Raw genomic sequence first — 21,932 nt, 5'->3', positions numbered from 1 at the left:
GCATGCCGGTCCTCCAGTGAGCCGGTTCATCCTCGGGTGAACCGGCTTTCTGTTGTTCCGGCATGCGATCGTCCTGCTGTGGGCGGGCCCTCGGGCCCGCCCACAGGCGTGTCCGGCGCCGGGCTCAGCGCCAGCGCCAGGCGTGGTCGACCGGCCCGATCCCGGCGCCGAGGGCGAAGCCGCCGGCGATCGCTCCGGTGATGTACTCCTTCGCCGAGGCCACCGCTTCGGGCAGCGCCTCGCCCTTGGCCAGGCCGGCGGCGATCGCGCTGGCGAGGGTGCAGCCGGTGCCGTGGGTGTGCCGGTTGTCGTAGCGCGGCGCCCGGTACCAGTGCTCCTCCCCCGCGCCGCCGTACAGCAGGTCGGCCGCCTCGCCCGGCAGGTGGCCGCCCTTGACCAGCACCCAGCGCGGCCCGAGGTCGAGCAGCGCCTTCGCGGCGTCCACCATCTGCGCCTCGTCCTCGACCACCCGCCCGGTGAGCTGCGTCACCTCGTGCAGGTTGGGCGTGGCGAGGGTGGCGACCGGCAGCAGCCGCTCCCGGACGGTGGCGACGGCCTCGGCGGCGAGCAGCGCGTCGCCGTGCTTGGAGACGCCGACCGGGTCGACCACGACCGGCGCGCCGATCCCGGCCAGCAGGCCGGAGACGGTCTCGACCAGCTCGGCCGAGGCGAGCATGCCGGTCTTCACGGCCTGGACGCCGATGTCGTCGGCCACGCTGCGGAACTGGGCGCGGACGGCCTCGGCGGGCAGCTCCCAGTAGCCCTGGACGCCGAGCGAGTTCTGCGCGGTGACGGCGGTGATCACGCTCATGCCGTGCACGCCGAGGGCGAGCATCGCCTTGAGGTCGGCCTGGATGCCGGCGCCGCCGCCGGAGTCCGAGCCGGCGACCGTGAGAACGCGGGGAGGTGCGGTGGAAGACATGCGTCCAACCTACGCGGTCACAGCACGGCCTCGGACTCCGCCCAGTGGCCCTCGGGGACGGTCTTGAGCCGGGTGACCGCGTCGGCGATCGGCACCAGCCGGATGCCGCCCCGGCGCAGCGCGGTGAAGTGGCCGAACTCGCCCCGGTGGACGGCCTCCACCGCGTGCCAGCCGAACCGGGTGGCGAGCACCCGGTCCCGGGCGGTGGGGGTGCCGCCGCGCTGGACGTGGCCGAGGATGACCGGGCGGGCCTCCTTGCCGAGCAGGTTCTCCAGCTCGTGGGCGAGGCGGTTGCCGATCCCGCCGAAGGTCCGGTGCCCGAACCGGTCGACCTCGCCGTGGTCGAAGCGCATGGTGCCGGGCGTCGGGGAGGCGCCCTCGGCGACGGCGATGATGGCGAACTTCTTGCCGCGGGCGAACCGGTCCTCGACCATCCGGGCCACCGCCTCGATGTCGAACGGCTTCTCCGGGATCAGGATGCCGTGCGCGCCGCCCGCCATGCCGGCGGTGAGGGTGATCCAGCCGGTGTGACGGCCCATCAGCTCGACCACCATGACGCGCTGGTGGGACTCGGCGGTGGTCTTGAGCCGGTCGATCGCCTCGGTGGCGACGTGCACCGCGGTGTCGAAGCCGAAGGTGACGTCGGTCGCGTCGATGTCGTTGTCGATGGTCTTGGGGACGCCGACCACCGGCAGTCCGGCCTCGCTGAACATCCGGGCGGCGGTGAGGGTGCCCTCGCCGCCGATGGCGATCAGCGCGTCGATGCCGATGTCCCGGGCGAGGGTCTTGGCGTTCTCCACCGCCCACTGGATCCGCTCGCGCTGCACCCGGGCGGAGCCGAGGATGGTGCCGCCCAGGGTGAGCAGGCCGGTGACGTCGTCGTGCGAGACCGGGCGGGCGCGGCCCTCGATGAGGCCGAGGAAGCCGTCCTCGATGCCGACGATCTCGTCGCCGTGCACATCGGTGCCCCGGTGCACCACGGAACGGATCACCGCGTTCAGTCCGGGGCAGTCACCGCCGCTGGTCAGTACTCCGATTCGCATGGTGGTGGACTCTCCCGGCTCGAAGTGGTTCAGACCATTATGGTCCAGACCACTCCTGGGAAGGACGGACGGCCGGGCCACGGGTCAAGCCTACGCACTCCCCGGCCCGGCGGCCGTCAACCACCGCCCGGCGCGGGCCGGTTGTCACTCCGCGAAGTGGTCCCAGCCGCCGACCCGGTCCCAGGCCTCGCCGTCCACCGTCACCCGGCCGCCGCGGGCCGCCCGCGCCCGGCCGGTCACCTCGCCCACCACCCGCCAGCGGGCGGGCAGTTGGACCCCGCGCGGGAAGGTCGCGACGATCGCGTGGTCCTCGCCGCCGGACAGCACCCAGACCAGCGGGTCGACCCCGACCGCCTGGCCGATGTCCGCCATCTGCGCCGGCACGTCGAAGTCGGCCGCCCGCAGGTCGATGTCCACCGCGCTCGCCCCGGCCACGTGCCCGAGGTCGGCGACCAGCCCGTCGCTCACGTCGATCATCGAGGTGGCGCCCAGCTCCGCCCCGGCCGGCCCCGCGTGGTACGGCGGCTCCGGGCGGCGGTGCGCCTCCACGAAGGCGCGCGGCGAGCGGAAGCCGCGCTGCAGCACCGTCAGCCCGGCCGCCGACCAGCCGAGCCAGCCGGTGACCGCGACCACGTCACCCACCTGGGCACCGGCGCGCGTCACCGGCGCGCGCCCCTGGAGGTCCCCGAGCGCCGTGATGGCCAGCGTGATGGTGTCCCCGCGCACCACGTCGCCGCCGACCACCGTCGCGCCGGCCACCTGGCACTCGTCGCGCAGCCCGTCCATCAGCTCGGTGGCCCAGGTCGTCGGCAGGTCCGCCGGTGCCACCAGGCCGAGCAGCAGCGCGGTCGGCACCGCGCCCATCGCGGCCACGTCGGCGAGGTTCTGCGCGGCCGCCTTGCGGCCCACGTCGTAGGCGGTGGACCAGTCCCGGCGGAAGTGCCGGTTCTCGATCAGCACGTCCGTGGTGGCCACCACCCGGCCGTCCGGGGCCTTCACCACGGCGGCGTCGTCACCCGGGCCGAGGTCGACCGCGTCGGTGAGCGGTACCCGGGCGGTCAGCTCCCTGATGAGTCCGAACTCGCCGAGCTCGCCCACGGTCCCCTGCATCTGCCGTCCTCCCGGTTGCGCCCGGCCGGGCGCGTCGCGTCCTGCGGTCACGCCGCCTCCGCGCGCAGCGTACGCCCTTCGGGGGCGCACGGGTCTCCCCTCCCCGGCCCGCCGGGAGGTAGCGTGGTGATCAGTCTGCCGTGAGCCCGTTCCCCCCACCCCACGCGCCACCGGGCGTGCACGGCGCCGATCCCCGTACCCAGCCGCCGGGAGGTCCCCATGGTCCAGGCCTACATCCTGATTCAGACCGAAGTCGGCAAGGCCAGTGCCGTCGCCGAGTCCATCGCCAAGATCCCCGGAGTCATCCAGGCCGAGGACGTCACCGGTCCGTACGACGTCATCGTCCGGGCCGAGGCGGACACCGTGGACGACCTCGGTCGTCTGGTGGTCGCGAAGGTCCAGCAGGTCGAGGGCATCACCCGCACCCTGACCTGTCCCGTCGTCCACTTGTAGGACGCGCTTACCATCGGCGGGTGACCCGAGAACTCCGAGCCCCCCGCTTCCTCGCGGCACTGCCGGCCCCGGTCCGGTGGCTGGCGGTGCCGACCGCGCTCGCCTGCACCGTCCTCGTGCTGCTCGGCAGCTGGGGCGCGCCCGCCGAGCCGAAGGTCGAGACGCCCGAGCCGCGCGGCAAGGCCGCCGAGTACTGCCGCGCGCTCCAGGCCGCGCTGCCGCAGGAACTGCTCGGCCACGCCCGCAAGGACCCGTCCCCGGCCTCCCCGTACGTCGCCGCCTGGGCGTCCTCGCCGCGCATCGTGCTGCGCTGCGGCGTGCCGCACCCCGAGGGGCTGGTCGACGAGAAGCAGAAGGAGATCTCGCCGACGGTCAACGACGTCACCTGGTGGCCCGAGCCGCTGGCCGACGGCGGCTACCGCTTCACCGCCACCCAGCGCGCCGTCTTCGTCGAGGTGACCGTGCCCGGCGGGGCCACCGGCAATCCGCTGGACGCCGCCGCCGCGCTCTCCGACGTGGTCAGGGCGACCGTCCCCTGACCGCGCCCCGGCGCGAACGGAGGGCGGCCCCGGGGTTCCGGGGCCGCCCTCCGCCGTTGCGTACGGTCAGCGCAGACCGGTCGGGCGGCGCAGCGCCGCCTTCAGCAGCCGGTCGATCAGCTCCGGGTACGACAGCCCGCTGGCCTCCCACATCTTCGGGTAGGCCGAGATCGGGGTGAAGCCGGGCATGGTGTTGACCTCGTTGACCATCCAGCTGCCGTCCTCCAGCAGGAAGAAGTCGACCCGGGCCAGGCCCTCGCAGCCGAGCGCCTCGAACGCGGCGATCGCCTGCCGGCGGATCTCGGCGGTCTCCTCCGCGGAGAGCTCGGCCGGGATCCGGACCTCGGAGGAGTCGATGTACTTCGCCTCGAAGTCGTAGAACTCGTAGCCGCCGCCGACCAGGATCTCGGCCGGGACGCTGGCCCGCGGGCCGTCCTCGAACTCCAGCACCGCGCACTCGATCTCGCGGCCGGCGACGCCCGCCTCGATGATCAGCTTGGGGTCGTGCCGGCGGGCCTCCTCGATCGCGGCGTCGAGGTCGGAGAGGTCCTTGACCTTGGTGATGCCCATGCTGGAGCCGGCCCGGCAGGGCTTCACGAACAGCGGCAGCCCGAGGCCCGAGGCGCGCTCGCGGACGGCGGCCCGGCCCTCCTCGGTCTCCCACTCGCGCGGCCGGACCACGGTGTAGCGCCCGACGCCCAGGCCGTGCGAGGCAAGCAGGCGCTTGGTGAACTCCTTGTCCATGCCCGCCGCGCTGGCGAGCACGCCGTTGCCGACGTAGGGCACGCCGGAGAGCTCCAGCAGACCCTGCAGGGTGCCGTCCTCGCCCCACGGCCCGTGCAGCAGCGGGAAGACCACGTCCACCTCGCCGAGCGCCTTGGGGGCGCTGCCGGGCTCGCTCCAGACCACCTCGCGGCTGCCGGGGCCGAGCGGCAGCGCGACCTGGCCCTCGGTCGACTCCGCGACGTGGGAGACGTCCGGCAGCCGGCCGTCGGTGATCGCCATCCGGGCCGGCTCGTCGCTGACCAGCGCCCAGCGGCCCTCGTGGGTGATGCCGATCGGCAGCACCTCGTACGTGTCGCGGTCGATCGCCTTCAGCACGCTGCCCGCGGTCGAGACCGAGATGGCGTGCTCGGAGCTGCGGCCGCCGAACACGACGGCGACCCGCGGCTTCCCGGACGGGTTCTGGGAGGTCTGTTCGATGCTCATATCGCGACGAAGGGTACCCCGAGGCCGGGGCCGCGGGGCCGACCGACCCGGGCGGGGCTCAGTGGCGCTCGGGCTTGGCCGAGCGGGACATCAGCGCCTGCAGCGCCTCCTGGGTGGGCCGGCCGTGGTGGACGACGTCCACCACCGCTTCGACGATCGGCATGTCGACGCCGTTGCGCCGGGCCAGGTCGAGCACCGACTCGCAGGACTTGACGCCCTCGGCGGTCTGCCGGGTGGCCGCGATGGTCTCGGCGAGCGACATGCCCCGGCCCAGGTTGGTGCCGAAGGTGTGGTTGCGCGACAGCGGCGAGGAGCAGGTCGCCACCAGGTCGCCCATGCCCGCCAGCCCGGCGAAGGTGTACGGGTCGGCGCCGAGCGCCAGCCCCAGCCGGGTGGTCTCGGCGAGCCCGCGGGTGATCAGCGTCGCCTTGGTGTTGTCGCCGAGCCCCATGCCGTCGGCCATGCCGACCGCCAGGCCGATCACGTTCTTGACCGCCCCGCCGAGCTCGCAGCCGATCACGTCGGTGTTGGTGTACGGGCGGAAGTACGGCGTGTGGCAGGCCGCCTGGAGCCGCTTGGCGACCGCCTCGTCGGTGCAGGCGACCACACTGGCGGCCGGCTGCCGGTTGGCGATCTCCCGGGCCAGGTTCGGCCCGCTGACCACGGCGATCCGCTCCGGGCCGACCCCGGCGACCTCGCCGACGACCTCGCTCATCCGCTTGGCGGTACCGAGTTCGATGCCCTTCATCAGGCTGACCAGGACGGTCTGCGGCTCCAGCAGCGGCGCCCAGGCGGCCAGGTTCTCGCGCAGCGTCTGCGAGGGCACCACCAGCACCGCGAAGTCCGCGCCGGCCAGCGCCTCGGCGGGGTCGGTGGTGGCCCGCACGGAGTCGGGCAGCCGGATGCCGGGCAGGTAGTCCGGGTTGGTGTGGGTGGCGTTGACGGCGTCCGCCAGCTCCTGGCGACGGCCCCAGAGGGTCACCTCGCAGCCGGCGTCGGCGAGCACCATCGCGAACGCGGTGCCCCAGGAACCGGTGCCGAACACGGCGCAGCGGGTCACTTGGCGTCCTCCCCGCGCTCGTCGGTGCCCCGGGCCCGGTCCGGCCTGCGGGCCGCCGCGGCGGCGGCCCGCCTGCGGGCGGCCTCGCGCATGTCGTACCGCTCGGCGGGCGGCTCCTCGCCGCGGATGCCGGCCAGCACGTCGGTGATCGCCGCCATGATGTCCTCGGTGGCGTCGCGCAGCACCTGGGCGGTCAGCTCCTGGCCCTGGTACTTGCTCAGGTCGACGGCCGGTCCGGCCGCCACGGTCACCCGGTGGCGCGGGAAGAGGTTGAACTTGCCCTTGCCCGAGGCGCCCTTGCCGTACGGCGGGATGATCTCGTGGGCGCCCCAGTGGGCCACCGGGATGACCGGCGCGCCGGTCATCAGCGCCACCCGGGCGACACCGCTCTTGCCGGTCATCGGCCACAGGTCCGGATCCCGGGTGAGCGTGCCCTCCGGGTAGAACTGCACGCACTGGCCCCGGTTGACGGCGTCGATGGCCGCCCGGAACGCCTGCGCCGCGTCGGTCGACTCGCGGAACACCGGGATCTGGCCGGTCTTGCGGAGCATGAAGCCGATGAACGGCACCGAGAAGAGCGAGGACTTCCCGAGGATCCGCGGCGGCCGCCCGCTGTTGTACTGCCAGTGCGCGTACACCACCGGGTCGATGATCGAGTTGTGGTTGACCGCGGCGATGAAGCCGCCCTCCTTGGGGAGGTGCTCCCAGCCGCGCCAGTCCGGCTTGACCAGGGCGGTCGTCACCGGTTTCACCAGCACGGCCGCAAAGCGGTACCAGAAGCCGTAGTCGGCGTTGCCGAAGCTGGCGTACGAGCGGCGGGCCACCCCAGGTCCTCCTCTGTCCGTGCGGCACGCTGGGGTGCCGCGGTCGATCTGGCGTCCGAGGCCTTTCGGGGCACGGGCGCGGAACAGTCTCGCCCGACCGCTCACCGGCTGTCGAGCAACCCCGCCCGCCCTCCGCGCGGCCGTGATCAAACGCACGTCCGCACAGCTCGGACGGCCTGGCGAGGGCTCCGGGACCGGCGTCACAATGACGCCGATGACCCAGGACACCGTACGCCCCAGCGGGCCCGTCGCGCCCGCCGCACCCGCCGCCGGCTGGTCGCTGGTGCTGCCGCTCAAGCGGCTCGCCCGGGCCAAGTCCCGGCTGGCCCCGTTCGCCGGCCCGCACCGCCCCGACCTCGCGCTCTCCTTCGCCCTGGACACCGTCACCGCCGCCCTGGCCGCGCCCGGGGTCGGCCGCGTCCTGGTGGTCACCCGGGACACCGGGGCCGGCGCCCGGCTGGCCGCGCTCGGCGCCCTGGTGGTCGACGACGAGCCCGGGGGCGGCCTCAACGAGGCCCTGGCGCACGGCGCGGCGACCGCGCGGGTCCTCGCTCCCGGCGCGCCGCTGGCCGCGCTCTCGGCCGACCTGCCGGCGCTGCGCCCCGCCGAGCTGGGCCGGGTGCTGGACGCCGTGCCCGCGGCCGGCCGGGCCTTCCTGCCGGACGCCCCCGGGCTCGGCACCACCCTGCTGGCCTGCGCCCCGGGCAGCCCGCTCGCTCCCGCGTTCGGGGAGGGCTCGCGCGCCCGGCACGCGGCCGGTGGCGCCCGCGAACTGCGGCTGACCGGCGTGGAGTCGGTCCGCCGGGACGTCGACACCGGGGGGGACCTGGCCGAGGCGCTGGCGCTCGGCGTCGGCCCGCACACCACCGCCCTGGCCGCCCGGCTCGGCCACCTGCCGGCGCTGCGGGCCCGCTGAGACGGACCGGGGCCTGTCGGCGGCCCTCGCTATGCTGCTGCCATGCAGGCCACCGCGTTCACCTTCGACCCCGCCACCCGGGCCGGCTCCGTGCTGCTCGACGACGGGACCCCGGTGCCGTTCGACGCGGCCGCCTTCGACGCCGGGGGCCTGCGGCTGCTGCGCCCGGGCCAGCGGGTGCGGATCCGCACCGAGGGCAGCGGCGCCGCCCGCCGGGTGGTCTTCGTGACGCTGCAGACCTTCCCGGACCCGGCCGCGGGCTGAACCCCGGGCCGCCCCGGCACCGCTTCCCCCGCCCCGGCACCGGCCCGCTCCCGGGAAATCCCGGAAAAGCGGAGAGCCGTGGCACCGCCCTTCCCGGAATTCCGGGGGAGGGCGGCACCACGGCTCCCGAAGGCCGTCCGGCGAGGACGCGCGGTGACTACTTGGCGGAGGTCTTGCGCGCGGTGGTCTTGCGGGTGGCGGTCTTCTTCGCCGGCGCCGTCTTCTTGGCCGTGGCGGTCGCCTTCTTGGCGGTCGCGGTGGTCTTCTTGGCGGCGGCCGTGGTCGCCGTCTTCTTGGCGGCGGCCGCGGTCTTCTTGGTCGCGGTCGCGGTGGTCTTCTTCGCGGCGGCGGTGGTGGTCTTCTTGGTGGCGGTCGCCTTCTTGGCGGCGGCCGTGGTCTTCTTCGCCGGGGCGGCGGCCTTGGTGGCGGTCGCCTTGGTGGCGGTCGCCTTCTTGGCGGCGGCCTTCTTGGCCGGGGTCGCGGCGGCAGCGGCGGCGGCCGTGGCGGCACGCTTGGTGGCGGCCCGCTTGGCGGCCGGGGTGGCGGCGACGCCGCTCTTGCCCGGGGTGAGGGAGCCCTTGGGGGCCTTCTTCACCGAGGGGCCTTCCTTCGGCAGCTTCTTGGCGCCGCTGACCAGGTCCTTGAAGCCCTGACCGGGGCGGAAGCGCGGCACGGAGGTCTTCTTGACCTTGACCTTCTCGCCGGTCTGCGGGTTGCGGGCGAAGCGCGCGGAGCGCTCCACCTTCTCAAAGGTGCCGAAACCGGTGACCGAAACGCGGTCGCCGGCCACGACGGCGCGCACCATGGTGTCGAGCACTGCGTCGACGGCCTCTGCGGCAGCCTTGCGACCGCCCAGCTGCTCGGCCACCGCTTCGACAAGCTGAGCCTTGTTCACGTCTTCCCCTTCGGAAACGGGCGCCGGATGATTCCATCCGTTCATTTCGCACGTTAGGTATGTATCTGCGGACTTTCAATTACCAAACGCGCGAATCACCCTAGTGTCGCAATGGATTTGCGCGTCGGCGACCTCAGTCGACGGGCGGGCGCCCCTCGTCGAGGTCCTGCACAAAGCGACTCAACCGCCGCGCCGCCTCCGGAAGATCGCGCTTGGCGGTCTCCGTGACGATGAGCAGTTGACGGGTGAGAGCGGTCTTTGCATCGGCAGACACGTTCAGCGCATGCACGCGGTCGTGAGCTTGCTTCAACCGCTCGGCCACAAGCGCGAAGAGCGCTGCGACTTCCGGGTCGTCCGGCCCCTCAGCAGGTGAGGTTGCGGCGTCCGGCCGATCGTCAATTCGGCGTTCGGATCCCCGGCCCGTGGACTCCGGTGACGCGGGTTGGCCGCCCGCGTACGGAGGTTCATGGTGCCGGTGCATGCACTGATTGTGCCATCTACGCGCAGTTGTGCATGCTGCGGGGCCCTCCGTCGCAAAACCGAATCCCCAATCCGGGGGCGCCGGACGGGCACAACTCCTCGCCCGGAACGCCGGATGGCCCGCCCCCCCGAGGGGGAGCGGGCCATCCGGCGGTTCGTCAGAATGCTTGTTCAGAACGGGATCTCAGGCCACCGGCAGGGTCCGCGGCTTGAACGCGGGGCGACGGGCCTCGAACGCGGCGATGTCCGGCTCGTTCTGCAGGGTGATGCTGATGTCGTCCAGGCCGTTGAGCAGCCGCCACCGCACGTTGTCGTCCAGTTCGAACGGCGTGGTCACGCCGCCGGCGCGGACCTCGCGGGCCTCCAGGTCGACGGTGATCTCGGCGGCCGGGTCGGCCTCGGTCAGCTCCCAGAGCCGCTCCACGGCCTCCTGCGGGAGGACCACGGTCAGCAGGCCGTTCTTCAGCGAGTTGCCCCGGAAGATGTCGGCGAACCGCGAGGAGATCACCGCGTGGAAGCCGTAGTTCTGCAGGGCCCAGACCGCGTGCTCGCGGGAGGAGCCGGTGCCGAACTCCGGGCCGGCCACCAGGACGGTCGCGCCCCGGCGCTCGGGGCGGTTGAGGACGAAGGACTCGTCCTTGCGCCAGGCCTCGAACAGCCCGTCCTCGAAACCGGAACGGGTGACCTTCTTGAGCCAGTGGGCGGGGATGATCTGGTCGGTGTCGACGTTGCTGCGGCGCAGCGGCACGGCCCGGCCGGTGTGGGTGGTGAACTTCTCCATGGTGCTCAGACCTCCACGGCGGCGTCGGCCACCAGATCGGCGGGGGCCGCCAGGCGGCCCAGGACGGCGGTCGCGGCGGCGACCTGCGGCGAGACCAGGTGGGTGCGGCCGCCCTTGCCCTGGCGCCCCTCGAAGTTGCGGTTCGAGGTCGAGGCGCAGCGCTCGCCGGGGGCGAGCTGGTCGGGGTTCATGCCCAGGCACATCGAGCAGCCCGCGTGCCGCCACTCGGCGCCGGCCGCGGTGAACACCTTGTCCAGGCCCTCCTCGACGGCCTGCAGGGCGACCCGCACGGAGCCGGGGACGACCAGCATCCGCACGCCGTCGGCGATCCGGCGCCCGCGCAGCAGGTCGGCCGCGGCGCGCAGGTCCTCGATCCGGCCGTTGGTGCAGGAGCCGACGAAGACCGCGTCGACCTTCACCTCGCGCAGCGGGGTGCCGGCCTCCAGGCCCATGTAGGCCAGGGCGTTCTCCGCGGCGATCCGCTCCTGCGGGTCGGCGAAGGAGGCCGGGTCCGGGACGGCGGAGCCGAGCGGGGCGCCCTGGCCGGGGTTGGTGCCCCAGGTGACGAACGGGGTCAGCTCGCTCGCGTCGATGAAGATCTCGTGGTCGAAGACCGCGTCCTCGTCGGTGACCAGGGTCTTCCAGTACGCGACCGCGGCGTCCCAGTCCTCGCCCTGCGGGGCGTGCGGGCGGCCCTCCAGGTAGGCGAAGGTGGTCTCGTCGGGGGCGATCATGCCGGCCCGGGCGCCCGCCTCGATGGACATGTTGCAGACGGTCATCCGGGCCTCCATGGAGAGGCTGCGGATCGCCGAGCCGCGGTACTCCAGGACGTAGCCCTGGCCGCCGCCGGTGCCGATCCTGGCGATGATCGCCAGGATGAGGTCCTTGGCGGTGACACCCTCGGGCAGCTCGCCCTCGACGGTGATCGCCATGGTCCGGAACGGGGCCAGCGGCAGGGTCTGGGTGGCCAGCACGTGCTCGACCTGGCTGGTGCCGATGCCGAACGCCAGCGCACCGAAGGCGCCGTGGGTGGAGGTGTGGGAATCGCCACAGACGACCGTGGTGCCGGGCTGGGTCAGGCCCAGCTGCGGGCCGACCACGTGCACGACGCCCTGCTCGACGTCGCCCAGCGAGTGGATCCGGACGCCGAACTCGGCCGCGTTCTTGCGCAGGGTCTCCAGCTGGACCCTGGAGACCGGGTCGGCGATCGGCTTGTCGATGTCCAGGGTCGGGGTGTTGTGGTCCTCGGTGGCGATCGTGAGATCGGTGCGGCGGACCGTGCGCCCGGCCAGCCGGAGGCCGTCGAAGGCCTGCGGGCTGGTCACCTCGTGGAGCAGGTGCAGGTCGATGAAGAGCAGGTCGGGCTCGCCCTCCGCGCGCCGGACGACGTGGTCGTCCCAGACCTTCTCTGCGAGTGTCCGTCCCATCGGGTTCCCTCCAGCCGGCCGCGTTGCCGGCCTTCTCTGTGTCGTCGGGGTCAAAGCTGTCGCCGCCCCTGTGCGGCACGCGTCGCGCGGCCTGCACGCCGGATCGGTGTCCACGATGCGGACGCCTCGACGGAGCCGCATCCTGGAGTTCTCCCGGGCTGCTGCATCCAGAGTGGCGCTTTTCGCCGAAGATTGAACTTGCGTCTCGCGGAATGAGACTGCAGTCTTAGCGCATGGACAACTCTAGCGGCGTCGGCGTTCTCGACAAGGCCGCTCTGGTGCTGAGCGCACTGGAGTCGGGCCCCGCCACGTTGGCGGGGCTGGTCGCCGCCACCGGTCTGGCGCGCCCCACGGCCCACCGACTCGCCGTCGCACTCGAACACCACCGCCTGGTCACCAGGGACATGCAGGGACGTTTCATCCTCGGTCCCCGCCTGTCCGAACTCTCCGCCGCGGCGGGCGAGGACCGGCTGCTCGCCACCGCGGGCCCGGTCCTCACCCATCTGCGCGACGTCACCGGCGAGAGCGCACAGCTCTACCGCCGGCAGGGCGAGATGCGGATCTGCGTCGCGGCCGCCGAGCGACTCTCCGGCCTGCGGGACACCGTCCCGGTCGGCAGCACCCTGCCGATGAAGGCCGGCTCGGCCGCCCAGGTCCTGCTGGCCTGGGAGGAGCCCGAGCGGCTCCACCGCGGCCTCCAGGGCGCCCGCTTCACCGCCACCGCGCTCAGCGGCGTCCGGCGGCGCGGCTGGGCCCAGTCGATCGGCGAGCGGGAGCCGGGCGTGGCGTCCGTCTCCGCGCCGGTCCGCGGCCCCTCCAACCGCGTCGTGGCCGCCGTCTCGGTCTCCGGCCCGATCGAGCGCCTGACCCGTCACCCGGGGCGTCTGCACGCCCAGGCCATCATCGAGGCCGCGAACCGCCTCACCGAGGCCCTGCGCCGCAGCTGACCCCGGGCCGTTCCCCCGCCCCCGCTCCCCCACTCCCCCACTGGAATGCGAAAAAGGCCCCGCTCGATGCCGGGCGGGGCCTTCCGGGCCGGCCGGATTCCCGGGCCGGAAAAACGAAAAGGGCCCCGGGAAACGGGGCTCTGCTTTTCTGGCTGGGGTACCAGGACTCGAACCTAGACTAAGTGAACCAGAATCACTCGTGCTGCCAATTACACCATACCCCAAAACAAAGCAAGCAGCCGATGAGAAGACCCATCGGCTTCGTGCTTCGGTACCCCCGACCGGATTCGAACCGGCGCTACTGCCGTGAGAGGGCAGCGTGCTAGGCCGCTACACAACGGGGGCTTCCTGGCGGTTCCTCGCGGAACCAGTACCCCCGACCGGATTCGAACCGGCGCTACCGCCTTGAGAGGGCGGCGTGCTAGGCCGCTACACAACGGGGGCTTTCCAGGCGATCCCTTGCGGGATCCGTACCCCCGACCGGATTCGAACCGGCGCTACTGCCGTGAGAGGGCAGCGTGCTAGGCCGCTACACAACGGGGGCTTGATCTTGAGTTGTACGGTCCCGGAGGACCGGGGTACTGCGCTGGGGTACCAGGACTCGAACCTAGACTAAATGAACCAGAATCACTCGTGCTGCCAATTACACCATACCCCACCGGAGTTGAAACCCTGTCGGGTCACCCTCCAGCTCGCGCCTTCCGCTCCGGCTCCGGCGGGGGCTTTCGCTCCCGCGCCGTTGCCCTCCCGGGCGGCGCAGAAAGAACATTACCCGACGTCCGCCCCGGCTCCAAAATCGATAACCCCAGGCAGCGGGCGGGGGGCCGTCCGGTGACGTCCGGGGAGGCCGCGGGCCCGGTGCGCGGCCGGGCCCGCGGGCGAGGTCAGGCCGCCGGCAGGGCCGCCAGCGCGGCGTTCAGCCGGCGCAGCGTCTCGGGGCGCCCGAGCAGCTCCATCGACTCGAAGAGCGGCGGGGAGACCCGCCGGCCGGTCACCGCCACCCGCAGCGGGGTGAAGGCGGACTTCGGCTTGATGCCCAGGCCCTCCACCAGGGCCTCGTGCAGCGCGGCCCGGATCGGCTCCGGGGCGAAGTCGCCGAGCGCCTCCAGCGCCCCGATGCCCGCCTCCAGCACCGGCCGGGCGTCCGCGGTGAGCACCTTGGCGGCGTCCTGCGGGTCGACGGCGAAGTCCTCGGGCGCGACGAACAGGAAACCGGCCATGCCGACGATCTCGCCGAGCACCACCATCCGCTGCTGGGTGAGCGGCGCCACCTTCGCCAGCAGCTCCAGCTGCCCGTCCGACGGCTCGGCCGGCAGCAGGCCCGCGGCCCGGAGGTACGGCACCAGGCGGCGGACGAAGTCCTCCGGGGCCAGCCGGCGCAGGTGGTCGGCGTTGACCGCCTCGCACTTCTTCAGGTCGAAGCGGGCCGGGTTGGCGTTGACCCTGCCGATGTCGAAGGCCGCGACCAGCTCGTCCACCGTGAAGACGTCGCGGTCCTCGGCGAGCGACCAGCCCAGCAGCGAGAGGTAGTTGAGCAGCCCCTCGGGGATGAAGCCGCGCTCCCGGTACAGGTTGAGCGAGGCCTGCGGGTCGCGCTTGGAGAGCTTCTTGTTGCCCTCGCCCATCACGTACGGCAGGTGGCCGAAGCGCGGGGTGCTCCCGTCCCCGACCCCGATGTCGGCGAGTGCGGCGTAGAGCGCGATCTGGCGCGGGGTCGAGGAGAGCAGGTCCTCGCCGCGCAGCACGTGGGTGATGCCCATCAGGGCGTCGTCCACCGGGTTGACCAGGGTGTAGAGCGGTGCGCCGTTGGCCCGGACGATGCCGTAGTCCGGGACGTTCTCCGGTTCGAAGGAGAGCCGGCCGCGCACCAGGTCGTCGAAGGCGATCGTGGTGTCCGGCATCCGGAAGCGCAGGACCGGCTCGCGCCGCTCCAGGCGGAACACGGCGATCTGGTCGTCCGTCAGGTCCCGGCAGTGGCCGTCGTAGCCGGACGGCCGGCCCGCCGCGCGGGCGGCCTCGCGGCGGGCGTCCAGCTCCTCGGTGGAGCAGTAGCAGTGGTAGGCGTGGCCCGCCTCGTGCAGCCGGCGGGCGACGTCCGCGTAGACGTCCATCCGCTGCGACTGGCGGTACGGCGCGTGCGGGCCGCCCACCTCGGGGCCCTCGTCCCAGTCGAGACCGAGCCACCTCATCGCGTCGAGCAGCTGCTCGTAGGACTCCTCGGAGTCGCGGGCCGCGTCGGTGTCCTCGATCCGGAAGACCAGCGTGCCGCCGTGGTGGCGGGCGAAGGCCCAGTTGAACAGGGCGGTGCGGACCAGGCCCACGTGCGGGTTGCCGGTCGGGGACGGGCAGAAGCGCACCCGCACGCCCGGCGCGTCAGCCACGCTTGACCACCGTGTTGGCGAGGGTGCCGATGCCCTCGACCGTCACGGCGACCTCGTCGCCGACGCTGATCGGGCCCACCCCGGCGGGGGTGCCGGTGAGCACGACGTCGCCCGGCAGCAGCGTCATGGCCTCGGAGATGTGCACGATCAGCTCGGCCACCGAGCGGACCATCAGCGAGGTGCGGCCGGTCTGCCGCAGCTCGCCGTTGACCGTGCAGGTGATGGCGAGGTCGGACGGGTCGAGGTCGGTCTCGATCCACGGGCCGAGCGGGCAGGCGGTGTCGAAGCCCTTGGCGCGGGCCCACTGGCCCTCGCGCTGCTGGACGTCGCGCGCGGTGACGTCGTTGGCGCAGGTGTAGCCGAGGATCACCTCGGGGACCCGCTCCAGCGGCACCTCGCGGCACATCCGGCCGATCACCACGGCGAGTTCGGCCTCGTGCTGGACGTCCGAGGAGAACGGCGGGTAGGCGATGCTCTCGGTCGGGCCGATCACCGAGGTGGACGGCTTGAAGAAGGTGAGCGGGACGTCCGGGACGGTGTTGCCCAGCTCGGCGGCGTGCGCGGCGTAGTTGCGGCCGACCGCGACGATCTTGTTGGGCAGCATCGGGCTGAGCAGCCGGACGTCCTGGAAGCGGTAGCTCTCGCCGGTCGGCTGGGGCTGGCCGAACGGGTGGCCGGCCAGGGCGTGGACCACCAGCGACTCGGGCCGGGCCGGGTCGCCCTCGACCACACCGAAGGAGACGCTGCCGGCGGCAGGGCTCCCTTCCCGGACGGAAAACCTGGCAATGCGCACGGCTGGGCTACCCCTCGTTCGGACGGCCGCCCGGGGCGCGCCCCGGGCGCTGGCGGGCGCCGCGTCCACGTCGGACCGGGCCCGCTCGATCGCTGCCCAGGCTATCGCGCGAGCCCCGGACCGGCCCGCCGCGGCCGCCCGCGCCGAAACGAACGGGCGCCGTCACCTGCGGTGACGGCGCCCGTCGGGACGCGTGCGGAACGCCTCAGGCCTGCGGGACGTTCACCGCCGGGGCGGTCATCAGCCGGGTGCGACGCGGGTTGGCGGTCGAGGCCGGCAGCTCGGCCGCGTAGGTCGCGACGTTCTCGGGCCCGCGGGCGCCGGGGATCCGGCCGAAGTCCTCGACCGAGGCCAGCGTGGTCCGGCGCGGGTTCGCCGTGGAGCGGCTGGTCAGCGGGGACGTGGAGGCCGTGTTCGGCTGGGACATCTCGTCAGCACCTCAAGGTCGCGGCCGGACCACCGACCGCGGTCGGCACCCGGCCTGGAGTGATTCGGGGGGATTCCGGGCAGGCTGTACGGGGCCGTGGTCCGGATACAGCCAGGTTACGGATCTCTTTCCACAGTCACCGTGACCAAAGCTACACATTCATCTGTGATTTTCGCCACAAATCATGGAACATATCTCAGATATCCGACATATCGCTTCATCACCCTTTACCGGCATATCGGATATATCGGGCATACCCGAAGCTCCGCCCCACGTGTTGATCTCGGGTCGGCTTGGCATGCATCCGACGAGTGTCCGAAAAAGGCGGTATTCCGGTCCGTTTACCGCACAGTCGGTGAGAACCCGCGCGCGGTGCGTAGTGCCGTCCGATGTGTCCCGTCCGCCCTTGTTGGGATTCCCCGGCTGTGCTGGAATGCCACGGACCGTGGGTAGGGAGCTGTCCACCCCGGTGACCCGCTCTCCCGGACCGGCCGGGGTGCGGATGGAAACTCGACACCGTCCAGGCCGTGGCGACGCGGCGGGACGCCCGGTCCAGAGGTTGCGACGCCAGTGCAGGGACGTTTCAAAAGGGGTAGCGGCGCCGCGGGTGACCCGGAGTCGCGTGAGCCCGTGGCAGCCCCCCAACCGGCGGCGGCCCCCGGCAGCCCGCCCGAACCGGCACCCGACGTGATCGGCCGGCCCGAGGAGGAGGGTCCGGAGCGGACGTCGAAGCGCGGCAAGCTCCGCAGCTCCCTGACCCGCCGGCGCGCCAAGGGCATGAGCCGCCTCGCCATGCGCAACTGGCGGATCCGCAGCAAGCTGATCGCCCTGCTCGCGCTCCCGGTCCTGGTCGCGCTGGTCCTCGGCGGCCTGCGCATCCAGACCTCGCTGGAGACCTCGCAGCAGCTGGCCCAGATGGCCAACCTCTCGGACCTCGCGAAGAAGGCGACCGACCTCGCCAACGCCCTGCAGAACGAGCGGGACGTCAGCGCCGGCCCCATCACCGCCAAGCCCAACGCGCCGCTGGACGACGACATCGTCGCGGCCCGCAAGGTCACCGACGACCTCAGCCGCACCTTCACCGCGTCCTCGGACAAGTTCGAGAACCTGGAGCTCTCCGGCGGCAAGGCGCTGCTCGTCCAGATCCGCAAGGACCTGAACGCCGTCTCCGACGCGCGCAGCAACCCGTACCAGAACAACCAGAACATCCAGACCACGATCACCGCGTACGACGTGATCATCCGCGACCTGCTGGCGATCACCCAGGACATCGCGCTCGCGTCCAACAACCGCGAGCTGGTCCGCGCGACCCGCGCCCTGCAGCAGTTCTCGCTCGCCAAGAACACCACCTCGCAGCAGCGCGCGCTGATCAGCGCCGCGCTCGCCAACCCCGGCGGCCCGGACCTCAGCCTGAGCGACGAGTCCTTCGGCATCCGGCTGAAGGCGTCCTACGACAACGCGCTCACCGGCTTCAACAACATCTACACCTCGCACGACCTGGACAACCTGCGCGGCCAGCTGAGCTACAACTCGGTCGTCGCGGCCGCCGACCGCTACGCGCGCTCGATCCTCCAGCAGAGCGGTATCCACCAGAGCGAGGCCGTCAGCTACAAGGACTGGTACGAGCAGTCCACCGCCAAGATCGCCGCCGAGCGCCGGATCGAGTCCAAGCTCATCGAGGACCTCGACGGCAAGGCCCAGGAGCTCCAGTCCCAGGCCGACACCGAGGCGCTGATCATCGGTGCCGCCGTCGCGCTGGTGCTCCTCGTCGCCCTCGGTGGCGCCGGTCTGATCGCCCGCTCCATGGTGCGCTCGCTGACCCGTCTGCAGTCCGCGGCCGAGGACGTCGCCGAGCGGCGGCTGCCCGAGCTGGTCAAGACCCTCTCCGAGACCGACCCGCACGACGTGGACGTCACCGTCGAGCCGGTCGGCGTCGACTCCGCCGACGAGATCGGCCACGTGGCGCACGCCTTCGACATGGTGCACAGCGAGGCCGTCCGCCTCGCCGCCGAGCAGGCCCTCCTGCGCGGCAACATCAACGCGATGTTCACCAACCTCTCGCGCCGCAGCCAGGGCCTCATCCAGCGCCAGCTGTCGCTCATCTCCGAGCTGGAGAGCCGCGAGGCGGACCCGGACCAGCTGGCCAACCTCTTCAAGCTCGACCACCTCGCGACCCGCATGCGCCGCAACGGCGAGAACCTCCTCGTCCTCGCCGGTGAGGACCCGGGCCGCCGCTGGACCCGCCCCGTGCCGCTGGTCGACGTGCTCCGCGCCGCCGCCTCCGAGGTGGAGCAGTACGAGCGCATCGAACTCGCCGCCGTGCCGTCGGCCGAGGTCGCCGGCCGCGTCGTCAACGACCTCGTCCACCTGCTCGCCGAGCTGCTGGAGAACGCCACCTCGTTCTCCAGCCCGCAGACCCGCGTCCGGGTCACCGGCCACGCGCTGCCGGACGGCCGGGTGCTCGTCGAGATCCACGACACCGGCATCGGCCTGAGCCCGGACGACCTCGCCGAGATCAACGAGCGCCTCGCCAACCCGCCGACGGTGGACGTCTCCGTCTCCCGCCGCATGGGCCTGTTCGTGGTCGGCCGGCTGTCCCTGCGCCACGGCATCCGCATCCAGCTGCGCCCCAGCGACTCCGGTGGCACCACCGCGCTGGTCATGCTCCCGGTGGACGTCACCAACTCCGCCGACCGCCGCGGCCCCGGCCGCCCCGGCGGCCAGGGCGGCGGCCAGCCCAAGCAGCAGCGCGGGGTCGCCCCGACGCCGCGCCAGCAGCGCCAGGTCCCGGCCGGTCCGGGCGGGCGCGCCGGCGGCCCGGCGGCGCTCGGCCAGGGTCCGGCGGGCGGCGCCCCGCAGCAGGGCCGCCCGCAGCTCGGCCAGGGCGGCCCCGGCCCGTCCGGCGGTCAGGGCGGTCAGAACGGCCCGGGCGGCCAGGGCGGTCCCGGCGCGGGCGGCGGCCTGCCGACCCGTCAGGTCGGCCAGTCGCTGCGCGAGACCCCGCCGCAGGGCGGCCTGCCGCAGCGCACCCCCGGCCAGCAGGCCCCCAACCAGCCCGGCCCGAACCAGCCCGGCCCCGGCCAGCAGGCTCCGAAGCAGCAGGGCGGCCTGCCGCAGCGCACCCCGGGCCGACCGGGCCCGCAGCAGGGCGGCCCCGGCGGCCTGCCCCGCCGCGGCCAGCAGCCCGGCGCCCCGCAGCAGGGTGCCCCGCAGCAGGGCGGCCCGGGCGGCGGACTCCCCGGCCGTCAGCGGCCGCAGGGCGACGGCGTCCCCGCCGCCCGCGGCGGCGAGCAGCCGCAGCACGGCTGGGCCGACCAGTCGGGCCGTCCGGGCGCGCCGCAGGGCGCCCGCCCGGGTGAGCGTCCGCAGGACGGGCTGCCGCAGCGTCAGCGGCCCGGCCAGGGCCGTCCGCCGCAGGGCGCGGGTCCGCAGGGTCCGCGCGGCCCCCAGGGCCCCCAGGGCCCGCAGGGCCAGGGCGGCCGTCCGCAGCGGCCCGCGCCGGGCGACCGGCAGCAGCAGACCCAGCCGCTGCCGCAGGTCCAGCCGGCCCAGCCGCTGCCCGCGGCCGAGCCCGGTCCGGTGGAGAGCACCCAGCAGTTCGCCCGCCCCCGGTTCGAGGCCAGCGACATCGACCCGCGCGACCCGCTGGGCCTCGGCCTGGTGGAGCCGGTGCTGCCGACCATGCCGAACCCGGCCCGTCCGGAGCAGACCGCCCGGCCGCAGCAGCCGCAGGCCCCGCAGCAGCCGGTCCAGCAGCAGCCCGTCCGGCAGGAGCCGATGGCGCTGCCCACCGGGCCGTCCGACGGCGGTGCGCCGGCCGGTCAGGGCCGGCCGCGCGAGGAGGGCCGCCCGGCCCCGCAGCAGAGCCGGCCGCGGCCGTACCAGCCGCGCCGCCCCGGCACCACGGCCCCGGGCCACTCGGAGCAGGCGCCCGCCCCGCAGGCCCAGCCCCAGCAGCAGGCCCCTCAGCAGGCCCAGCAGCCGCAGCCCGGTGACGCCCCGTGGCGCCCGTCGGCCAACGACGAGCGCTGGCGCCGTGCCGAGCAGGTCCGCGAGCCGTCGACCAGCGGTGTCACCATGTCGGGCCTCCCCCGGCGCACCCCGCAGGCCAACCTGGTCTCCGGGACCGCCGAGGCGTCCCCGCTGACCGGCCCCCAGGTGTCCCGGGCCCCCGAGGAGGTCCGCGGCCGTCTCACCAACCTGCGCCGCGGCATCCAGCAGGGCCGCCGGGCCGGCGCCGAGCAGGCGGCGGGTCAGGGCCAGGGCGGCCGGCCGCAGGCCGACCAGGGGCAGGGCACCCGCGGCCAGGGGGACCGGTCCGGTTTCCACCATGGTGCCCAGCAGCCCGGGTTCGATAGTTTCGGGGCCCGAACCGACGGCAACGCCGCAGATCATCAGGAGCGTTGAGTTGAATCAGATGAGCCAGGCCGCACAGAACCTGAACTGGCTGATCACCAATTTCGTGGACAACACCCCCGGGGTGTCGCACACGGTGGTGGTCTCCGCGGACGGCCTCCTGCTGTGCATGTCCGAAGGGTTCCCCCGCGACCGCGCCGACCAGCTCGCCGCCGTCGCCTCCGGCCTCACCTCCCTCACCACCGGCGCCAGCCGGATCTTCGAGGGCGGCGAGGTCAACCAGACCGTCGTCGAGATGGAGCGCGGCTTCCTCTTCCTGATGGCCATCAGCGACGGCTCCGCGCTCGCCGTCCTCGCCGCCCCCGACTCCGACATCGGCCTGGTCGGCTACGAGATGGCCCTGCTCGTCGACCGCGCCGGCGCCGTTCTCACCCCCGCACTCCGCGCAGAACTCCAGGGCAGTCTCCTGCACTGAGTGCACCCTGAGCGGTACCCCCCACCCGTCCCACCTCCCCGCCGGGTCCGACCCGACCGGACCCGGCGTTCCACCCTCAGCTACCCTCAGGCAGCTGATCTCGCCTCAGCTGGCATCGCCCCAGCTGGAACCGGCTGCCCCAGGCTGCAGCACAAGGAGGACCCATGACCCCGCCTTCGACACCCGCCGGCTACGGCAACGGGTACGGCAGCGGCTACGGCGGGCAGCAGTCCGACGGCTACGAGCAGCAGCCGCTGGTCCGCCCCTACGCGATGACCGGAGGCCGCACCCGGCCCCGGTACCAGCTCGCGATCGAGGCGCTGATCTCGACCACCGGCTCCGCCGAGCGGACCGGCGGGCTGCTGCCGGAGCATGCCCGGATCGTCAGCCTCTGCCGGGAGGTCAAGTCCATCGCGGAGATCTCCGCCCTGGCCGGTGTCCCGCTCGGTGTCGCCCGCATCCTCGTGGCCGACCTGGCCGAGGCCGGCCTCGTCGCCATCCACCAGCCCGCCGCCGCGGGCGAGTCGGGCGGAACGCCCGACGTCACGCTGCTCGAAAGGGTCCTCAGTGGACTTCGCAAGCTCTAACGCGGCCGCCCCCACCCGCGCCACCACCTCCGCGAAGATCGTC

General features: G+C 73.3%; 21 protein-coding genes and 5 tRNA genes. 8 read left to right on the top strand and 18 right to left on the bottom strand.

Going from position 1 to position 21,932, the window contains the following annotated elements; translation table 11 throughout:
• Window positions 1–124: 124 nt before the first annotated feature.
• From thiD to ACF1AK_RS31495, 3 genes are all read right to left on the bottom strand, one after another.
• Window positions 125–922 (bottom strand): bifunctional hydroxymethylpyrimidine kinase/phosphomethylpyrimidine kinase, encoded by a 798-nt coding sequence (gene thiD, locus ACF1AK_RS31505; RefSeq protein WP_391502255.1) that lies wholly within the window; start codon window positions 920–922, stop codon window positions 125–127.
• 17 nt (window positions 923–939) lie between these two features.
• On the bottom strand, window positions 940–1,965 hold the full coding sequence (locus ACF1AK_RS31500) for an ATP-dependent 6-phosphofructokinase (protein WP_391502254.1): 1,026 nt from the start codon (window positions 1,963–1,965) through the stop codon (window positions 940–942).
• A 144-nt stretch (window positions 1,966–2,109) separates the two neighbouring features.
• A complete protein-coding gene (locus tag ACF1AK_RS31495; protein ID WP_391502253.1) occupies window positions 2,110–3,075 on the bottom strand; it encodes a thiamine-phosphate kinase in 966 nt (321 codons plus the stop codon).
• A 219-nt stretch (window positions 3,076–3,294) separates the two neighbouring features.
• Between ACF1AK_RS31495 and ACF1AK_RS31490 the strand changes: the two genes are divergently transcribed.
• Window positions 3,295–3,528, top strand: coding sequence for an Lrp/AsnC family transcriptional regulator (locus tag ACF1AK_RS31490; protein WP_376142682.1), 234 nt, complete (start codon window positions 3,295–3,297; stop codon window positions 3,526–3,528).
• 20 nt (window positions 3,529–3,548) lie between these two features.
• Entirely contained in the window at window positions 3,549–4,067 is a 519-nt protein-coding gene (locus tag ACF1AK_RS31485; protein WP_391502252.1) for a DUF3515 domain-containing protein, read from the top strand.
• A 66-nt stretch (window positions 4,068–4,133) separates the two neighbouring features.
• On the opposite strand, the gene ACF1AK_RS31480 is transcribed toward ACF1AK_RS31485, so the two are convergent.
• From ACF1AK_RS31480 to ACF1AK_RS31470, 3 genes are read right to left on the bottom strand one after another with little or no spacing between them, the layout of a single operon-like run.
• Entirely contained in the window at window positions 4,134–5,276 is a 1,143-nt protein-coding gene (locus tag ACF1AK_RS31480; RefSeq protein WP_391502251.1) for a D-alanine--D-alanine ligase family protein, read from the bottom strand.
• A 58-nt stretch (window positions 5,277–5,334) separates the two neighbouring features.
• Window positions 5,335–6,336 carry an NAD(P)H-dependent glycerol-3-phosphate dehydrogenase gene (locus ACF1AK_RS31475; RefSeq protein ID WP_391502250.1) on the bottom strand — a complete coding sequence of 334 codons (1,002 nt, stop codon included), beginning with the start codon at window positions 6,334–6,336 and terminating at the stop codon, window positions 5,335–5,337.
• On the bottom strand, window positions 6,333–7,160 hold the full coding sequence (locus ACF1AK_RS31470; RefSeq protein ID WP_391502249.1) for a lysophospholipid acyltransferase family protein: 828 nt from the start codon (window positions 7,158–7,160) through the stop codon (window positions 6,333–6,335). The genes ACF1AK_RS31475 and ACF1AK_RS31470 overlap by 4 nt, the downstream gene beginning before the upstream one ends.
• A gap of 214 nt (window positions 7,161–7,374) precedes the next feature.
• Here ACF1AK_RS31470 and cofC point away from each other — a divergent pair, with 214 nt between their 5' ends.
• Together cofC and ACF1AK_RS31460 are read left to right on the top strand one after the other, a co-directional pair.
• Window positions 7,375–8,076 (top strand): 2-phospho-L-lactate guanylyltransferase, encoded by a 702-nt coding sequence (gene cofC / locus ACF1AK_RS31465; RefSeq protein WP_391502248.1) that lies wholly within the window; start codon window positions 7,375–7,377, stop codon window positions 8,074–8,076.
• A gap of 42 nt (window positions 8,077–8,118) precedes the next feature.
• Entirely contained in the window at window positions 8,119–8,340 is a 222-nt protein-coding gene (locus ACF1AK_RS31460; protein WP_391502247.1) for a hypothetical protein, read from the top strand.
• 157 nt (window positions 8,341–8,497) lie between these two features.
• On the opposite strand, the gene ACF1AK_RS31455 is transcribed toward ACF1AK_RS31460, so the two are convergent.
• The 4 genes from ACF1AK_RS31455 to leuC all read right to left on the bottom strand — a co-directional run bounded on the left by ACF1AK_RS31455 (window position 8,498) and on the right by leuC (window position 11,923).
• On the bottom strand, window positions 8,498–9,235 hold the full coding sequence (locus ACF1AK_RS31455) for an HU family DNA-binding protein (RefSeq protein WP_391502246.1): 738 nt from the start codon (window positions 9,233–9,235) through the stop codon (window positions 8,498–8,500).
• Between the two features lie 133 nt (window positions 9,236–9,368).
• Window positions 9,369–9,716, bottom strand: a complete 348-nt coding sequence (locus tag ACF1AK_RS31450; protein ID WP_380293512.1) for a hypothetical protein — start codon at window positions 9,714–9,716, stop codon at window positions 9,369–9,371.
• A 183-nt stretch (window positions 9,717–9,899) separates the two neighbouring features.
• Window positions 9,900–10,496: a 3-isopropylmalate dehydratase small subunit gene (gene leuD, locus ACF1AK_RS31445; RefSeq protein WP_391502245.1), complete on the bottom strand. Its 597-nt coding sequence runs from the start codon at window positions 10,494–10,496 to the stop codon at window positions 9,900–9,902.
• Between the two features lie 5 nt (window positions 10,497–10,501).
• Window positions 10,502–11,923, bottom strand: a complete 1,422-nt coding sequence (leuC, locus tag ACF1AK_RS31440; RefSeq protein WP_391502244.1) for a 3-isopropylmalate dehydratase large subunit — start codon at window positions 11,921–11,923, stop codon at window positions 10,502–10,504.
• Window positions 11,924–12,156: 233 nt separating this feature from the next.
• Between leuC and ACF1AK_RS31435 the strand changes: the two genes are divergently transcribed.
• Entirely contained in the window at window positions 12,157–12,870 is a 714-nt protein-coding gene (locus ACF1AK_RS31435; RefSeq protein ID WP_030306825.1) for an IclR family transcriptional regulator, read from the top strand.
• Between the two features lie 149 nt (window positions 12,871–13,019).
• On the opposite strand, the gene ACF1AK_RS31430 is transcribed toward ACF1AK_RS31435, so the two are convergent.
• The 8 genes from ACF1AK_RS31430 to ACF1AK_RS31395 all read right to left on the bottom strand — a co-directional run bounded on the left by ACF1AK_RS31430 (window position 13,020) and on the right by ACF1AK_RS31395 (window position 16,471).
• Window positions 13,020–13,094: transfer RNA gene (locus ACF1AK_RS31430), tRNA-Gln, on the bottom strand.
• A 48-nt stretch (window positions 13,095–13,142) separates the two neighbouring features.
• Window positions 13,143–13,215, bottom strand: a tRNA-Glu gene (locus ACF1AK_RS31425).
• Window positions 13,216–13,241: 26 nt separating this feature from the next.
• Window positions 13,242–13,314 (bottom strand) — tRNA-Glu (locus ACF1AK_RS31420).
• 27 nt (window positions 13,315–13,341) lie between these two features.
• Window positions 13,342–13,414 (bottom strand) — tRNA-Glu (locus ACF1AK_RS31415).
• Between the two features lie 42 nt (window positions 13,415–13,456).
• A tRNA-Gln gene (locus tag ACF1AK_RS31410) sits at window positions 13,457–13,528 on the bottom strand.
• A gap of 226 nt (window positions 13,529–13,754) precedes the next feature.
• Window positions 13,755–15,251, bottom strand: coding sequence for a glutamate--tRNA ligase (gltX, locus tag ACF1AK_RS31405; protein WP_391502243.1), 1,497 nt, complete (start codon window positions 15,249–15,251; stop codon window positions 13,755–13,757).
• Window positions 15,244–16,044: a fumarylacetoacetate hydrolase family protein gene (locus ACF1AK_RS31400; RefSeq protein WP_391502242.1), complete on the bottom strand. Its 801-nt coding sequence runs from the start codon at window positions 16,042–16,044 to the stop codon at window positions 15,244–15,246. The genes gltX and ACF1AK_RS31400 overlap by 8 nt, the downstream gene beginning before the upstream one ends.
• Before the next feature lie 205 nt (window positions 16,045–16,249).
• Entirely contained in the window at window positions 16,250–16,471 is a 222-nt protein-coding gene (locus tag ACF1AK_RS31395; RefSeq protein ID WP_391502241.1) for a hypothetical protein, read from the bottom strand.
• 630 nt (window positions 16,472–17,101) lie between these two features.
• Here ACF1AK_RS31395 and ACF1AK_RS31390 point away from each other — a divergent pair.
• The 3 genes from ACF1AK_RS31390 to ACF1AK_RS31380 all read left to right on the top strand — a co-directional run bounded on the left by ACF1AK_RS31390 (window position 17,102) and on the right by ACF1AK_RS31380 (window position 21,889).
• The gene (locus ACF1AK_RS31390; RefSeq protein ID WP_391502240.1) at window positions 17,102–20,878 is read left to right on the top strand and encodes a nitrate- and nitrite sensing domain-containing protein; all 3,777 of its coding nucleotides are present in this window, start codon (window positions 17,102–17,104) and stop codon (window positions 20,876–20,878) included.
• A gap of 10 nt (window positions 20,879–20,888) precedes the next feature.
• Window positions 20,889–21,302, top strand: coding sequence for a roadblock/LC7 domain-containing protein (locus ACF1AK_RS31385; protein WP_030312881.1), 414 nt, complete (start codon window positions 20,889–20,891; stop codon window positions 21,300–21,302).
• A 164-nt stretch (window positions 21,303–21,466) separates the two neighbouring features.
• On the top strand, window positions 21,467–21,889 hold the full coding sequence (locus ACF1AK_RS31380) for a DUF742 domain-containing protein (protein WP_387680484.1): 423 nt from the start codon (window positions 21,467–21,469) through the stop codon (window positions 21,887–21,889).
• Window positions 21,890–21,932: the final 43 nt, after the last annotated feature.

Source organism: Kitasatospora sp. NPDC015120, assembly GCF_043080305.1.
In the GTDB taxonomy this organism is placed as follows: Bacteria; Actinomycetota; Actinomycetes; order Streptomycetales; family Streptomycetaceae; genus Kitasatospora.
Note: the sequence above shows the minus strand (reverse complement) of the source record. Positions and strands in the feature narration are given on the sequence as shown.